The organism is Rhodospirillales bacterium, from assembly GCA_016699855.1.
Classification (GTDB): domain Bacteria; phylum Pseudomonadota; class Alphaproteobacteria; order Reyranellales; family Reyranellaceae.
In genome coordinates this window covers 3,650,872-3,666,211 of sequence record CP064988.1, presented here as the reverse complement: position 1 = coordinate 3,666,211, position 15,340 = coordinate 3,650,872, and the positions used below count along the sequence as shown (strand labels likewise).

Genomic DNA, 15,340 nt, shown 5'->3' with positions numbered 1-15,340 from the left:
GAGGATGCGATGAAGCGCAGGACGTTCGCCGCCGCCGCCGGCGCCGTGGCGTTCGCGCCGGCGGCGCGCGCGCAGGCCGACTATCCGTCGCGGCCGGTGCGCATCGTGGTGCCGTTCCCGCCGGGCGGCCCCGTCGACACGCTGGCGCGGCAGGTCGCGCACCGGCTGACGACCGCGCTGGGCCAAAACGTGCTGGTCGAGAACAAGGCCGGCGCCAACAGCGTGGTCGGATCGGACGCCGTCGCCAAGGCCGCGCCGGACGGCCACACGCTGCTGCTCAACGCCGGCAACCTCATCATCAACCAGCATCTGATCAAGACGCCCTACGACGCCGAGACCGATTTCGCGCCGGTCGCGCTGCTGGCCAAGGGCGCGCTGATCGTGTGCGTGACGCCGGAGCTGCCGGCGAAGAATTTCGCCGAACTCGTGGCGTTGGCCAAGGCCAGCCCGGGCAAGCTCAACTTCGCCATCGGCAGCGTCGGCGCCGCCGGCCACATCGCCACCGAGCTGCTGATGCGCCGCGCCGACATCAAGCTGTTCGTCGTCGCCTACAAGGGGTCCGGACCGGCCTACCAGGACCTGATCGGCGGCCAGATCCAGGGCTTCGTCGAGCCGGCGCTGGGCGCCATGCCGCACGTGAAGTCGGGCAAAATCCGGGCGCTGGCGGTGACGTCGGGCCGGCGCGTCGCGGCGCTGCCGGACGTGCCGACGGTGGCTGAGTCGGGCGTCGCCGGCTTCGAGTTCCACTCGTGGTACGGGCTGTGGGCGCCGGCCCGCACGCCGCCGGCGATCGTCGCGCGGCTCAACAAGGAGGTCGGCGCGATCCTCAACGCGGGCGAGTTGAAGGATCGGCTGGTAGCGCAGGGCTTCGAGCCGCAGAGCGGCGATCCCGCCTCGTTCGCCGCGTTCCTCAAGACCGAGAGCCGGGAGATCGGCGTGGTCGTGCGCGACGCCGGCATCAAGGCGGAGTGACGCGCGGGCGGTGCGACGCGAAGGAAGCGCCATGGACGCGGGACGGAGCCTCGGCATCATCGGCCTCGGACTGGTTGGCCGCGCCTTCGCCGAGCGGGCGCGCCGGATGGGCTGGCGCGTCACGGGCTTCGACCCGTCGCCGGTCGCGACCGGCGTCGCGCGCGCGGCCGGCGTCGAGATCCGGAGCGACGCCGCGGCGGTCGCGGACGGCTGCGGAACGGTGCTCGTGGCGGTGTTCGACGGCCCGCAGCTCGTGCGCGTGGCCGACGCGCTGCTGCGCGCGCGGCGACGCCCGCGCCTCGTGCTGAGCTGCGTCACCTCGGACGCCGCCACCGCGGAATCCGTCGGCCGCCGCCTCGAGGCCGCGGCGATCTCGTTCGTCGACATGCCGCTCTCGGGCTCGAGCCAGCAGATCGCCGCCGGCGAGGCGCTGGCGATGGCGGGCGCCGGCGACCACGCGTGGAGCGTCGCGCGGTCCGTGGTCGCGGCGCTGGCGCCGCGGCACGTCCGCGTCGGCGCGGCCGGCGCCGGCGCCCGCGCCAAGCTCGCCACCAACCTCGTGCTCGGGCTCAACCGCGCGGCCTTGGCCGAGGGCCTCGCCTTCGCCGAGGCGCTGGGGCTCGGCGGCGCCACGTTCCTCGATCTGCTGCGCCGCTCGCCCGCCTACTCCCGCGCCGTCGACGTCGCCGGTCCCCGCATGCTCACCGGCGCGTTCACGCCCGTCTCGCGCATCGCGCAGCACCGCAAGGACGTGGCCCTGATCCTCGACGCCGCCGCCGGCGCGGGGCTCGAGCTGACGCTGGAGCGCGGCCACGCCGCCCTGCTCGACGCCGCCATCGCGGCCGGCGACGGCGATCTGGACAACGCCGCCATCATCCGCATCATCCGCGGACGCAAGCCATCCTCCGCGACGGAGCCGGACCCGTGCCCACCATCCACCTCCCGACGGCGCAAGGCCGCCTCGAAGCGTTCGCGACGCAAGCGCCCCGCGCGTTCCCGAAAGCCGACCGGCCGTTCACGCGGGTAGCGTTCTCGGCGGCGCACGTCGTCGCCGATCCGCTGGCCGACGTCGATCCATGGCTGACGCCGGCGATCGACTGGGAGACGACGCTGAAATTCCGCCGCCACGTCTGGTCGCTCGGGCTGGGCGTGGCCGAGGCGATGGACACCGCGCAGCGCGGCATGGGGCTGGACTGGCCGACCAGCCTGGAGCTGATCCGCCGCAGCACCGCGCTGGCCAGGGCGGAGGGCGGGCTGATCCGCTCCGGCGCCGGCACCGACCATCTCGCACCGTCGCCGTCGACCACCGTCGACGACGTCATCCGCGCCTACGAGGAGCAGTGCGAGGCCGTCGAATCGGCCGGCGGCGAGATCATCCTGATGGCGTCGCGGGCGCTGGCGGCCTGCGCCCGCTCGCCCGACGACTACGCCCGCGTCTACGACCGCGTGCTGCGGCAGGTGCGCGCGCCGGTGCTGATCCACTGGCTGGGCGAGATGTTCGACCCGGCGCTCGAGGGCTACTGGGGCCACGCCGACCACTGGAAGGCGATGGACGTCTGCCTCGCGATCATCGCCGCCAACGCCGGCAAGGTCGACGGCATCAAGATCTCGCTGCTCGACAAGGACAAGGAGATCGCCATGCGCCGGCGCCTGCCGGCGGGCGTGCGCATGTACACCGGCGACGACTTCAACTACGCCGAGCTGATCGCCGGCGACGGCGAGGGCCATTCCGACGCGCTGCTGGGCATCTTCGACGCCATCGCGCCGGCGGCGTCGGCGGCGCTGGGGGCGCTGGCGCGCGGCGACTCGAACACGTTCCACGACATCCTCGCGCCGACCGTGCCGCTGTCGCGCCACATCTTCCGCGCGCCCACCCGCTTCTACAAGACGGGCGTGGTGTTCATGGCCTACCTCACCGGCCTGCAGGAGCACTTCGTCATGGTGGGCGGCCAGCAGAGCGCGCGCTCCCTGCTGCACCTCTCCGACGTGTTCCGGCTGGCCGACGCCGCCGGCCTGCTGCGCGATCCCGACGAGGCGGTGGCGCGCATGCGCCGCGTGCTCGCCACGCACGGCGTCGTCAATTGACCGGCCGGCCCGCACCCACGCCCTCGGCCGTCGTCCCGAGCGCAGCGAGGGATCGTTTCCCACGGCGTGCTGGAATAGAACGACGGAAAGATTCCTCGCTTCGCTCGGAATGACGGAACCCATGCGCGACCTCGCGAAACGGCCGGAGCTGCTGTCGATCAACACCGCCACCGTGCGCGAGCGCTGGACGCTGCCGCAGATCATCGAGGGCTGCGCGCGGCAGGGCATCCGCGCGATCGCGCCGTGGCGCGACCAGGTCGCGGCCGCGGGCCTGAAGGAGACCGCGCGCCTGCTGCGCGCGCACGGCATGTCGGTCAGCGGCCATTGCCGGGGCGGCATGTTTCCGGCGGCCGACGCCGCCGGCCGCGCCGCGGCGCGCGACGACAACCGCCGCGCCGTCGACGAGGCGCTGGAGCTGGGCGCGGCGTGCCTGGTCCTTGTGGTCGGCGGCCTGCCGGCCGGATCGAAGGACATCGCCGGCGCCCGCCGGCAGGTGCGCGACGGCATCGCGGAGCTGCTGGACTACGCGCGGCCGCTGGGCATGCGGCTGGCGATCGAGCCGCTGCACCCGATGTACGCCGCCGACCGCGCCTGCGTGAACACGCTGCGCCACGCCAACGATTTGTGCGACGCGCTGGGCGCCGGCATCGGCGTGGCGGTCGACGTCTACCACGTGTGGTGGGATCCCGAGCTGGAGGCGCAGATCGCGCGCGCCGGACGCGGAGAACGTCTGTACGCCTTCCATGTCTGCGACTGGCTGGTGCCGACCCGCGACCTGCTGCTCGACCGCGGCATGATGGGCGACGGGATCATCGACATCCCGAGGATCCGCGGCTGGGTCGAGGCCGCCGGCTACGATAGCGCGGTCGAGGTCGAGATCTTCTCGGCGCAGGACTGGTGGAAGCGCGACCCCGAGGAGACGCTGCGGACCTGCCGCGAACGCTACGCGTCGGTCTGCTGAACAGCCGGCGTCAATCGAAGGTCGGCGTCGACTCGAGCCGCGCCACGTAGTCCGCGGTCAACAGATCGCGCCCGGCCAGCAGATGGCCGAGGTACCAGCGCTCCGGCCGCAACCCCTCGCCGCGCGCGCCTGGCGACGCCTCGTACATCGTCGCCCGCACGACGGCGCCGGTGTCGCGGCGCGAGACGTCGACCGCGACGCGACGGTACTGGCCGCTCGACACGCCCTCGTGGACGTCGAGGAGGTCGAGGCCGCGCGGCGGCAGCCGGTACAACGCGCCCTCCACGACGGCGGACGGATCGGGCACGACGTTGGCGGCGGCCGAGCCGGCCGGCGCGCGCCGGCGCTTGTCGAAGGTCAGGCGCCAGCCGCGCAGATCGCCCGCGACGCGCTCGAGGATCGCGCAGCCTTCCGCGTCGCAGCGCGCGCGCATGCGCTCGCGGTCCATGTTGGAGCCGTAGCCGAAGTACCAGACCGTGGCGTCGTCCATGGCGTCCGGCACGTCTACGGCTTGGCCTTCGCCGGCGCGGGATCGGGCATGTCGAGGCCGACGCCCTTCAGCGCGCCGAACAACTCGCGCAGTCTCGCGACATCCGCCTCCGGCAGCGGCGGCGCGAGGATCGAGTCGACGTTGGCGCGCAGATGGCCGGCGTCGCCGGTGCCGAACAGCACGACGTCGACGCCCGGCGTGTGGCGCACGAAGCGGTAGGCGGCGTCGGTCAGGCTGCGGGCGCCGCCCTCGTGGATCAGGAACGACAGCGGCTCGGCGCTCGCGGCCATCGCCGCCGGCACGCTGCCGGCGGCGGCCAGCTCCGCCATCGTCCGCCGCAGCGCCTCGGGGCGGCTGAAGATATTGCGCACGACGAACATCAGCAGCGTGCCGACGCCGCGCTCGAGGGCGGTCGGCAGGATCGCGCGGGCGGCGTTCTGGTTCATCATCGAGTAGGCCAGCATCACCACCTCCCACGGCGGCTCGGCGGTGGCGCGCGCCATCATCTCCTGGCCGGGGTCGTTGGGGCCGGTCTCGGTGATGCCGATATGGCGGATCTTGCCCTTCTCCTTCTCGCGCGCCAGCACCGGCCCGAGTTCGTCGCGGGCGTGCGCGTAGAGCGCCGGCGCCACGGCGTGGAGATGGAACACGTCGACATGGTCCAGACGCAGGCGCCGCAGCGAGGCGTCGAGGCTGCGGACGATGCCGGCGCCGTCGAGCAGCGTGTCGCCGCGCTTCAGCCGGCTCTTGGTCGAGACCACGACCGAGCCGCGCGGCACGCCGGCGAGCGCCTCGCCGACGATGTCCTCGGTCCCGTAGGCCTCGGCGGTGTCGAGGAAGTTGACCCCGAGATCGAGCGCGGCGCGCACCAGCGCCACCGACTCCGCGACGCTCTTGCCGGCCCCCTGCCCGAGGCGGCTGTTGCCGCCGCAGCCCAGCCCGGCGACCGAGACCTTCAGCCCCGTGGCGCCCAACGCGACATACCGCATCCGTTCAATTCCCCTCGTCAGGCGCCCGTCGCCGCTATTCCGGCGCGCGCCAGAGATACGGCTCCTCGAGCGACCGGTTCTCCTCGGCCGACAGCGGCGCCAGCTCGGTCGCCTGCGCGGCGCCGTCGAGCTGCTCCGGCCGCGTCACGCCCATGATCGGCGCCGCCATGTAGGATTTGCCGAGCAGCCACAGGAACGCCACCTGCGCCGGCGCGCAGCCGCGCCGCGCGGCGATGCCCTTGAGGCGCTCGACGATCTCCCAGTCGCAGTCGCGGTACATGCCGGGCTTCACCAACGCGTCGTTGTTGGCGCGCTCGGTCTCGCCGCCGCCCTGGCGGGCGCGGTTGCCGGCGAGGAAGCCGCGGGCCAGCGGCGAGTACGGGATCAACCCGACGCCCTCCTCGGCGCAGAGCGTGTTCATCTCGCGCTCCTCCTCGCGCTGCACGAGGTTGAACAGGTTCTGCATCGCCACCGGCCGCGCCCAGCCGCGCTTGTCGGCGATGGCGACCATCTGCGCGAAGCGGAACGCCGGCATGGTCGAGCCGCCGATGTAGCGGACCTTGCCCGACCTCACGAGCTGGTCGAGCGAGTACATCAGCTCCTCCATCGGCGTGTGCGGATCGAGCCGGTGGATCTGGTAGACGTCGATGTAATCCGTGCCGAGCCGCTTGAGCTGGGCGTCGACGGCCGACATCAGGTGCTTGCGCCCGCCGCCGAAATCGTTGTGGCCGGGGCTCATGCGGATGCCGACCTTGGTCGAGATCACGAGGTCGTCGCGCGGCGCCATCTTGACCAGCGTCTCGCCGAGGATCTCCTCGCTGCGGCCGGCGTTGTAGGCGTCGGCGGTGTCGAAGAAGTTGAAACCGAGGTCGAGCGCGCGGCGGAAGAACCCGCGCGCCTCGTCGAGGTCGAACTTGCCCCAGGCGCGGCGGTCCTTGGCGCCCCAGCCGTTGCCGCCGAGGCAGACGCGGCTGACGATGAGGCCCGAACGGCCCAGTGGTCCATATCTCACGGCGTCGACTCCCCCGGCGGTCCGCGTGTCCCCGCCGATCCTAGCCCAGTTCCGGGCCGGCGAGCGCGAAGACGTGACGCGGATCGTCCAGCCCGGCGACGTCGCCTGCGGTCATGCGGATGTAGTAGCGCGGCGCGGTGTTGCCGGCGCTGCGCAGCCACGCCGCGACGCCGGCATGGGCGTCCGGCGAATCGAGCAGGAACGGCCCCGACGCCGCCGACATCGCCTTGGCCATCAGCGCGATGGCGATATCCTCGCCGTCGGCCACCACGGGGCCGACCGAGCTCGGGCCGAGGCCTCCGCGGCCCGTGACGTAGCCGACGACGGCGCCGCCGCGGCGCGCGACCCAGGCGAGAGCGGGACGGCGGCCGCGGAGATGGCGCAGCATGTAGCCGCGCTCCATGGCGCTGCGCGGCGCGTCGAACGCGGCCACGGTGTCGAGATCCGCCGACCTCATCGGCCGCAGCTCGACGCCGGGCGGCGACGGCGGCGCCGGCGGCACGCGGTCGACGCGCCAGCGCGACAGGCGGTAGAGGTCGTGGAAGCCCATCGTGAGATAGAGCGGCCGCCCGAGGTCGGTGGCGTCGAGACCGGCCACCGCGCCGGACGCCGAGACGTGCTCGACGCAGCGCCGCAGCAGAAGCGTGCCCAGCCCGTCGCGCCGCCGCGCCCGCGTCACCAGCACCATGCCGATCCACGACAGCCGCGGACCCAACGGCAGCGCCAGCGCGCTGCCGATCCAGCGATCCGCGGCGTCGAGCGCGCCGAACGCGGCACCGTGCTCGAGCATGAAGCGCCAGTCCGCGACGTTCTGGTTCCAACCCGCCTCGACCGACAGCGCCGACACGGCCTCCGAATCGTCCGGCGCGATGCGCCGTTCGCGCGGCGCGCCGTCAGTAGCGTCCATCGCGCGCCTCGTAGTGCGTGGGCTTGTTCAACGTCGGCTGGTCGCGCGACAGCCAGTCGGCCGTCCACTCGATCATGGTCGCCAGCGGCACGCGCGGCCGGCCGAACGCCGCGCACATCCGCGCGGCGTCGTTGATCCAACCCGTCGCCGCCTCGGTCCCGGCGAACACCGGCGCGCGGCCCAGCAGGCGGCCGAACTCGCCGGCCAGCCAGCGCACTGAGATCGTCTCCGGCCCGGTGACGTTGATCGGCGAGGTCGGCGTGGTGCAATGCGCGAGGCAGCGCAGCGCCACCTCGTTGGCGTCGCCCTGCCAGATCACGTTCACGTGGCCCATCGTCAGGTCGATCGCCGCGCCGTCGCGCACCTTGCGGGCGACGTCGTGCAGCACGCCGTAGCGCATGTCGATGGCGTAGTTCAGCCGGAACAGCCGGCCGGGCGTGCCCAGCCGCGCGGAGTGGTACTCGAACAGCCGCTCGCGGCCGACGCAGGAATTGGCGTAGGAGCCGGCCGGAGGCACTGGCGGCACGTCCTCGGTCGCGCCGCCGCCGGCGACGTCGACGAACGGATAGACGCAACCCGTCGAGAACGCGACGATCCGCGACGCCGGGAAGGTCTCCGCCACGTAGGCCGGCACCAGCGCGTTCATCGCCCAGGTCAGCGGCTCGTCGTCGCTGGCGCCGAACTTGCGGCCGGCCATGAACACGATGTTCGGCGCCTTCGGCAGGCGCGCCAGCGCGGCGCGGTCGAGCAGGTCGCAGGCCAGCGTCTCGACGCCGACGGCCGTCAGCGACCCGCGCAGGCCCGCCTCGGAGAAGCGCGCGACGCCGATCACGCGGCGGTCCGGCGCGGCCCGCTTGGCCATGCGCGCCAGGGTCGGACCCATCTTGCCGCCGACGCCCAGCACCATGATGTCGCCGGGCGCCGTCGCGAGGTCGCGGACCAGCGCCGGCGACGGCGCGGTCATGAAATCCTCGAGCGCGGCGACGTCGGCGAAGCGCCGCGGCAGGTCGGGTCCGTCTGTCACGGCTTGCCTCCGGGGTTGGCCGGCGCGATGCGCCCGGACGGCGCCGGCGCCATGGCGCGCAGGGCCGCGAAGTCGGTCTCGCCGGCGACCGCGAAACCGGGACAGCGCAGCGAGCCCAGGCGCAGCCCGCCGCCCTCGATGCGCAGCCGCGCGACGCCGCCGGACATGTCGTAGAGGTCCGGATGGGCCGCCGCGAAGGAACGCTGCTCCGCCGCCGGCGCGAACGACATGCCGTCGATGAAGTGGTGGCCGTTGCGCTCGACATGGGTCATGCCCAGCAGCGACACCAGCGCCAGATCCTGCTGCACGCTGACGCCGGCCAGCGTCGTGAGGTCCTCGGCCGACATGAAGAAGCGCGCCGCGCCGGCCTCGGCGTTGAGCTTCGCCACCCGCGCGGCGTTGAGGATCGACTTGTAGAAGCCCTTGCAGTTCTTGCTGCTGACGCCGGCGTAGCCCAGCGCGCGCGCCGCCGGGAACGTGTCCAGCTCGCCGTCCGACTCGTCGACGATCAGAGGCCGCTCGCGGGCCAGCGCGTCGACCGGCCGCGACAGCGCCACGGCGCGCTTGATCGGCTGCTCGATGAACAGGATGGCGTCGACGAGGCGGCGCAGCGCCGGCGTCTCCCTCATGCGCCGCCACAGCTCCGCGACGCCGTCGACGGAGTCGTATTGCTCGTTGCCGTCCAGGGTGGCGACATAGGCGCCGGCGTCGCGGTCCAGCACGGCGGCGATGCGCGAGAGGCGGTCGATGTCGGCGGCGACGTCGCCCTGCACCTTCAGCTTGTAGTGGCGTCCGCCGTAGTGGCGCACCACCTCCTCCAGCGTCTCCGGCAGCCCGTCGCCGACGCGCTCGTCCGGCTTCTGGTCGGCGGCGACGATCGGATCGACCAGACCGACGGTGTGGCGCACCGCGATCGCGTCGCCGGGCCGCAGCGCGTCGAGGAAGCGCGGCACATCCCAACCCGCGAGGTCGGGCGTGAGGTCCGTGACGGTGATGCCGGGCACGTTGGCGCGGATCATGGCGTCGAACGACAGGCCGAGCGCGCGGCCGAGCGCGTCGAGGATCGCGCGGTCGAGCAGCGCCGGACCATACGACGCGACCAGCGGCACGAGGTCGAGCGCCGCGCCGCGGGCGAGCTGCTCGCGGTAGGTGCCGGCGTAGAGGCCGAACGCCGTGCTCCAGCCGCGCGCCCTGTAGAGCCCGATCGCCACGTCCAGCGCCTGTCGCAGCTGGTCGAGGTTCTGCGCGTCGCTGTAGGCGGGATTCTTGTCGAACCATTTGGCGCCCAGCGACTCCGCGGCGACGCCGGTCGAACGGCGGCCGTCGGGCAGCGATATCGTCGCCCGGATCACGGCCTGGGTGGAGCGCGTGACGGTGATCACGCCGAACCGGAACGGCAGGCGCAGCGTCACGTCGCGCTCGAAACGCTCGACCGATTCGAGTTTCAGGGTCGGCGCGTCGGTCATCGATCCCTCCCGGCGGCGCGGCGGCTCACGACAGGGCCTCCAGCAGACCGCGCACATAGGCCACGCTCGCCGCCGCGCAGGTCGGACCGTCGGGCGCGTACTCGAACGGCTCCATCGCGATCCAGCCGTCGTAGCCGGTGTCGCGCAGCGCCCGCAGAACCGGCGCGAAGCGGTCGTCGCCCTGCCCCGGCCCGCGGCGGTTGCGGTCGTTGAGCTGGACGTGCGCCAGCAATCCCGACGGCATCCAGCGGCGGATCGCGTCGGCGACCGGCTCCGCCTCCATGTTCGACGCCGCCAGCGTGTCGATCATCGTGCGGATTCGCGGATGGTCGATCCGGCGCACGATGCCGGCGGCCTCCGCCAGCGTGTTCACGAAATCGGTCTCCGGCGCGCTCAACGGCTCGATGCAGTACGTGACGCCGGCGGCCGCGCAGTCGGCCGCGACCGCCACCCACGCCGCTTCGCCGCGCGCCCGCGCGGCGGCGGGATCGGACGTGTCGCCGACGCGGCGCTGGGCCGGCGATCCATGCACCATGTACGTCCCGCCGAGGTCGGCGCAGAGCTCGACCAGCCGGCGCATGATGTCGACCGTGCGGTTCCACACGTCGGGATCCGCCGAGGTGATGGACAGCCCTGCCGGCGCGACCAGCAGCCAGTGCAGACCGCTGCACGCGATCCCGGAATCCGCCATGGCGCGGCGCAGCGCCGCGCGGCGCGCGGCCGGCATGCGCCAGGCGTCGTCGCCCAGCGTGAACGGCGCGATCTCCAGACCCTGGTAGCCCAGCGCCGCCGCCAGCGCGCATTGCCGCGCGAAATCGAGCTCGCGGACCACCTCGTTGCACAGTGAAAGCCTCATCGTCGCCATGATCCTCCCGCCGCCGCGACGGGCACCCTACGCCCCTCGCGCGCCGACGCGAAGATGGCATCGATCACGCGCGCCATGTCGACGCCCGACGCCGCGTCGGCGTCTGGCGCGGCGCGGCTCGCCACCGCGTCGATGAACAGGCGCAGCTCGCCGGCGACGCCGCCGACCGGCGACAGCGGCGCCGGCGGATCGACCGTCGCGGTGCCGTATTCCGGCGTCCACCAGCCGTCGGCGCCGCGCGCCATCCGGCAGGGCCGCACGCCCAGCGTGTCGTCCATGAAATCCGCGACCGCCTCGCCCGCGTCGCCGGTGACGGCGATGCGCTTGCGCGAGAAGCCGCCGGCCACGAACGGATCGACGCGGTCGCCCGGCAGCAGGCACGACGCGTCGAGCCGCGCCACCGGGCCGCCCTCCCAGCGCATGGTGATGGTCGCGATGTCCTCGAAGCCGCGGCCGAGGCGCTCGACCAGCGTGGCCGAGACGTCGTCCGGCGGGCGGCCGACGAGCCAGCGGATCAGGTCGAGAAAATGGATGGCGTCGTTGCGCACGACGCCGCAATCGCGCCGCGGCCGTTTGAGGCTGACGAACTCGGCGGCGATCCACACCGGCGCTCCGACGCCGCCGCGGCGCACCACGTCGCGCAGGCGCGCGGCGACGGGATGGACGCGTAGCACGTAGCCGACCTGCACGATCCGGCCCGACGCCGCGGCGCGGCGCGCGACGGCCTCCGCGTCGGCCGCGGTCTCGGCCATCGGCTTCTCGATGAACACGTCGCGGCCCGCGTCGAGCGCCGCCAGCGCGATCGCGGCGTGGGCGTCGCTCGGCGCGGCGATGTCGACCATCGCGACATCGGCGAGCGCCACGCGCCAGTCGGCCACGACGCGCGCCGCCGGGTGCGCGCGCCGCGCCGCCTCGCGCGCGGCCGCGTCGGAATCGGCGATCACCAGCGCGCCCTCGCGTCCGAGCGACGCCCAGGCGCGCGCGTGCACGGCGCCGAACGCGCCGTAGCCGACGAGCAACGCGGGACCGGTGGCCGTATCGGCCTTGACGGAGGTGGACATCGCCCGACACTCTAGCGGAGTCGGATCGGGGAAGCGCTCCGGTCATTGGGGAAAACGGGGGCAAGGATGAAGCGCGTTCTCGGCGCCGCGATCGGCGCGACTTTGGGACTGTTCGCCGCCGCCGCGTCGGCGCAGGCGCCCGCCTGGAAGCCGGACCGGCCGGTGACCATCGTCGTGCCGTGGGCGGCCGGCGGTTCGACCGACCAGATGGCGCGCATCGTCGCGGTCGAGCTCGAGCAGGCGTTCGGCCAGAAGTTCGTCGTCGTCAACCAGCCCGGCGCCTCCGGATCGGTCGGCACCAAGAACGCGATGGAGGCGGCCAAAGACGGCTACACCTGGGCGGCCGGCGCCGCCGCCGACGTCGGCACCTACAAGGTGCTGGGCATGCTCGATAGCGAGCTCAAGAACTGGCACCTGTTCTTCGCGGTCGCCAACGTCACGGCGGTCGCCGCCCATCCCAGCGCGCCGTTCAAGGATTTCGCCCAGTTCATGGCGATCCTGAAGGAGAAGGGCGACTCGGTGCCGGTGGCGACCGCCGGCCTGTCGTCGGCCGGGCACAATTTCATGGAGTCGATGAAGGCCGCGTCGGGGATCAAGTACAAGCACGTCACCTACAACGGCGGCGCGCCTGCGGTCACCGCCACGGTCGCCGGCGAGACCCAGGCCGTGTCGCAGCTGCTGGTCGAGATGTCCGAGCACATCAAGGCCAAGCGGCTGATCCCGCTGGCGGTGCTGGCCGAGAAGCCGGTCGTCCTCGAGGGCTTCGGGGAGCTCCAGCCGACCGCGAAATGGCTGCCGAAGATGCCGGCGCCGCTGAACTATTTCGGCATCTGGATCCCCAAGGGCGCGCCCGACAACGTCGTGAAGGCGATGGAGGCCGTCTGGAAGGACAAGATCTCGAAGTCGGCGGCGCTGCAGAAATACGCCGCCTCGCGCAGCGCGCTGTTCGCGCCGCTCTACGGCGCCGAGGCCGAGGCCGAGGCGTTCAAGATGGTTCGCCAGACCGCGTGGCTCTACTTCGACGGCGGCAAGGCCAAGGTGTCGCCGGACACGCTGGGCATTCCGCGCCTCTAGCCGCGACCTCCCCGGACGCCGCCGGCCGCGCGACGCGGACGGCGGCGGTCCATCGACCCGTTTCCAGCGGCTCCATGTCCGATCTTCCGCCGCCGTCCGTCCTGCCCAGCGAGGAGCCGCTGCCGCCGCGCTACGACATGTGGACCGCGGCGGTGTTCTTCGCGATCGGCGTCTCCATCGTCTGGATGTCCATCCAGATGCCGACGTTCCGCGAGCAGAAGGGCGAGATCTACACCGCGCCGGGACTAGTGCCGGGGCTGCATGGCTGCGTCGTCGTGCTGCTCAGCCTGTGGCTGGCGGCGCGCGCCTGGTCTCGCGCCAGGGCCGCGCCGGCGGGGACGGGGACCGGCGCCGCGTCCAAGCGCGAGGGCTACAGCGACGCGCGCATGTTCGGCGCCGCGGCGCTGTGCGTCGCCTTCGCGGCCGGGCTGGTCGGCCGGCTGCCGTTCTGGCTGGCCGCGTCCGTCTTCGTGTTCGCGTTCACCACCTTGTTCGAATGGCGCGCCGGCGCCACGGCCGCCGAGCGCGTCCGGCGGCTGGCGATCGCGGCGGCGCTGGGCGCCGGCACCGGGCTCTTCGTGACCGTGGTGTTCGAGAAGGTCTTTCTCGTGCGGCTGCCGTAGGGGACCGGACCGATGCTCGACAGCCTCGCGCAGTTCGGCGGCGCCTTCGGGATGTTCCTGTCGCCCTGGGTGATCTTCAACGTGCTGTGGGCGACGCTGCTGGGCATCGTGATCGGCGCCCTGCCCGGCCTGACGGCCACGATGGGCGTCGCGCTGATGACGACACTGACCTTCACCATGCCGCATCAGCAGGCGATCCTGGTGCTGGTCTGCATCTATGTCGGCGCCATCTACGGCGGCAGCCGCAGCGCCATCCTGCTCAACATCCCCGGCACGCCGGCCTCGGCCTGCTCGACGCTCGACGGCTATCCGCTGGCGCGGCAAGGCCTGGCCGGACGCGCCATGGGCATCTCGACCAGCGGCTCGTGGCTGGGCACGCTGTTCGGGGTGCTGTGCGTGGCGACGCTGACGCCGGTGCTGGCCGAGCTGGCGCTGACCTTCCAGAGCTACGAGTTCTTCTGGATCGCCGTGTTCGGCATCGTGATCGCCGGCACGCTGTCGGGCGGCGACGCGCTGAAGGGCTATATCGCCGGCTTCCTCGGGCTGTGGATCGCCACGATCGGCCAGGAGCCGCACTACAACCACCAGCGCTTCGCCTTCGGCATGACCGATCTGGCGGGCGGGATCGGCCTGCTGCCGGCGCTGGTCGGCGCGTTCGGCGTCGCCGAGGTGCTGCAGGCGATGCGCGCGCCGGCCGCCAAGGCGGTCAACAGCGCCATCGACTCGGTGATCCCGCGCCTCTCCGACGTGTTCAAGTACTGGCGCACCATCCTGCGCTCGGGCGCGATCGGCACGTTCATCGGCATCCTGCCGGGGCTTGGCGAGGATACCGCGGCCTGGTCGTCCTACGCCGCCGCCCGTCGCTCGAGCGCCGAGCGCGACAAGTTCGGCAAGGGATCGGTCGAGGGGCTGATGGCGGCGGAGACCGGCGAGAGCGCCTGCGTGCCGGGCGCCATCATCCCGGTGCTGACCTTGGCGGTGCCGGGCTCCGCGCCGGCGGCGGCGCTGATGGCGGCGATGTTGATCCACGACATCAACCCCGGCCCGATGCTGATGGTGACGACGCCGGAGTTCTTCTACCAGATCGTCGCCATGCTCGTGATCGCCGACATGAGCAAGCTGTTCTTCGGCCTGACGCTGGTGCGGCCGCTGCTGTGGATCCTGCTGGTGCCGCGCGAGCGGCTGATGCCGATCGTGTTCGTGCTCTGCACCGTGGGCGCGTTCTCGATCACCAGCCGGGTGTTCGACATCTACGTCATGCTGTTCTTCGGCCTGGTCGGATTCATCCTGCGCGAACTCAAATTCCCGATGGCGCCGATGATCCTCGGGCTGGTGCTGGGCGAGCTTCTGGAGAGCAATCTGACGCGTGCGCTGGTGCTGTCCGACGGCTCCCTCGGGCCGTTCTTCACGCGGCCGATCAGCGGCGTGCTGGCGGCGCTGACGATCTTCTCGATCCTGTGGTCGGTTCCGGCGGCCCAGTCCGCCATCCGCGGCGCCCTGCGCGGGCTGTTCCGCCGCGGCGCCCGCGGATCGGCGTAGGCGGCGGCGGCGGATGGGCGCATGATGGTGCTGGCGAGGCGGGAGGCCATCATGAAGGTGCGCATCGAGTACTGCGGCGGTTGAGGCTACAGACCGCAGGCCCTCCGGGCGAGGGCCAGGCTGAACGCGCGCGGCGTCGGCGACGTCGAGATCGCGCCGGGGCGCAGCGGGCAGTTCGACATCGTCGTCGACGGCCGGCTGGCGTTCTCGCGCCACGACACCGGCCGCTTTCCCACCGACGAGGAGATCGACGCGACCGTCGGCCTGTAGCG

At 72.7% G+C, this 15,340-nt stretch carries 16 protein-coding genes; 8 read left to right on the top strand and 8 right to left on the bottom strand.

The genetic code is table 11. The features are described 5' to 3' along the window. Positions 1-9: 9 nt before the first annotated feature. The 4 genes from IPK81_17260 (at position 10) to IPK81_17245 (ending at position 4,018) form a co-directional block, all read left to right on the top strand. A complete protein-coding gene (locus IPK81_17260; protein ID QQS11317.1) occupies positions 10-972 on the top strand; it encodes a tripartite tricarboxylate transporter substrate binding protein in 963 nt (320 codons plus the stop codon). 31 nt (positions 973-1,003) lie between these two features. Beyond that, a complete protein-coding gene (locus IPK81_17255; protein ID QQS11316.1) occupies positions 1,004-1,999 on the top strand; it encodes an NAD(P)-dependent oxidoreductase in 996 nt (331 codons plus the stop codon). Continuing rightward, the gene (locus IPK81_17250) at positions 1,897-3,057 is read left to right on the top strand and encodes a dihydrodipicolinate synthase family protein (GenBank protein ID QQS11315.1); all 1,161 of its coding nucleotides are present in this window, start codon (positions 1,897-1,899) and stop codon (positions 3,055-3,057) included. The genes IPK81_17255 and IPK81_17250 overlap by 103 nt, the downstream gene beginning before the upstream one ends. Positions 3,058-3,178: 121 nt before the next feature. Continuing rightward, positions 3,179-4,018: a sugar phosphate isomerase/epimerase gene (locus IPK81_17245; protein ID QQS11314.1), complete on the top strand. Its 840-nt coding sequence runs from the start codon at positions 3,179-3,181 to the stop codon at positions 4,016-4,018. A 10-nt stretch (positions 4,019-4,028) separates the two neighbouring features. Here the strand turns inward: IPK81_17245 and IPK81_17240 are convergent, their stop codons facing one another. The 8 genes from IPK81_17240 to IPK81_17205 are packed head-to-tail and all read right to left on the bottom strand — an operon-like array spanning position 4,029 to position 11,832. After that, a complete protein-coding gene (locus IPK81_17240; protein QQS11313.1) occupies positions 4,029-4,520 on the bottom strand; it encodes a gamma-glutamylcyclotransferase in 492 nt (163 codons plus the stop codon). Between the two features lie 2 nt (positions 4,521-4,522). Then, a complete protein-coding gene (locus IPK81_17235) occupies positions 4,523-5,497 on the bottom strand; it encodes an aldo/keto reductase (GenBank protein ID QQS11312.1) in 975 nt (324 codons plus the stop codon). A 34-nt stretch (positions 5,498-5,531) separates the two neighbouring features. After that, positions 5,532-6,509: an aldo/keto reductase gene (locus tag IPK81_17230; GenBank protein QQS11311.1), complete on the bottom strand. Its 978-nt coding sequence runs from the start codon at positions 6,507-6,509 to the stop codon at positions 5,532-5,534. 40 nt (positions 6,510-6,549) lie between these two features. Then, positions 6,550-7,416 (bottom strand): GNAT family N-acetyltransferase, encoded by an 867-nt coding sequence (locus tag IPK81_17225; GenBank protein QQS11310.1) that lies wholly within the window; start codon positions 7,414-7,416, stop codon positions 6,550-6,552. Beyond that, a complete protein-coding gene (locus IPK81_17220) occupies positions 7,403-8,380 on the bottom strand; it encodes an NAD(P)-dependent oxidoreductase (protein QQS15159.1) in 978 nt (325 codons plus the stop codon). The genes IPK81_17225 and IPK81_17220 overlap by 14 nt, the downstream gene beginning before the upstream one ends. Positions 8,381-8,436: 56 nt before the next feature. Further along, positions 8,437-9,906, bottom strand: coding sequence for a mandelate racemase (locus IPK81_17215; GenBank protein QQS11309.1), 1,470 nt, complete (start codon positions 9,904-9,906; stop codon positions 8,437-8,439). A gap of 25 nt (positions 9,907-9,931) precedes the next feature. Continuing rightward, the gene (locus IPK81_17210) at positions 9,932-10,762 is read right to left on the bottom strand and encodes a sugar phosphate isomerase/epimerase (protein QQS11308.1); all 831 of its coding nucleotides are present in this window, start codon (positions 10,760-10,762) and stop codon (positions 9,932-9,934) included. Then, positions 10,759-11,832 (bottom strand): Gfo/Idh/MocA family oxidoreductase, encoded by a 1,074-nt coding sequence (locus tag IPK81_17205; GenBank protein ID QQS11307.1) that lies wholly within the window; start codon positions 11,830-11,832, stop codon positions 10,759-10,761. The genes IPK81_17210 and IPK81_17205 overlap by 4 nt, the downstream gene beginning before the upstream one ends. 66 nt (positions 11,833-11,898) lie before the next feature. Between IPK81_17205 and IPK81_17200 the strand changes: the two genes are divergently transcribed. The 4 genes from IPK81_17200 to IPK81_17185 all read left to right on the top strand — a co-directional run bounded on the left by IPK81_17200 (position 11,899) and on the right by IPK81_17185 (position 15,338). Beyond that, complete coding sequence (locus IPK81_17200; GenBank protein ID QQS11306.1) at positions 11,899-12,906, top strand: tripartite tricarboxylate transporter substrate binding protein; 1,008 nt, start codon at positions 11,899-11,901, stop codon at positions 12,904-12,906. 74 nt (positions 12,907-12,980) lie between these two features. Then, on the top strand, positions 12,981-13,529 hold the full coding sequence (locus IPK81_17195; GenBank protein QQS11305.1) for a tripartite tricarboxylate transporter TctB family protein: 549 nt from the start codon (positions 12,981-12,983) through the stop codon (positions 13,527-13,529). Positions 13,530-13,541: 12 nt separating this feature from the next. Then, a complete protein-coding gene (locus tag IPK81_17190) occupies positions 13,542-15,068 on the top strand; it encodes a tripartite tricarboxylate transporter permease (protein QQS11304.1) in 1,527 nt (508 codons plus the stop codon). Between the two features lie 120 nt (positions 15,069-15,188). Continuing rightward, positions 15,189-15,338: an Rdx family protein gene (locus IPK81_17185; GenBank protein ID QQS15158.1), complete on the top strand. Its 150-nt coding sequence runs from the start codon at positions 15,189-15,191 to the stop codon at positions 15,336-15,338. Positions 15,339-15,340 lie beyond the last annotated feature (2 nt).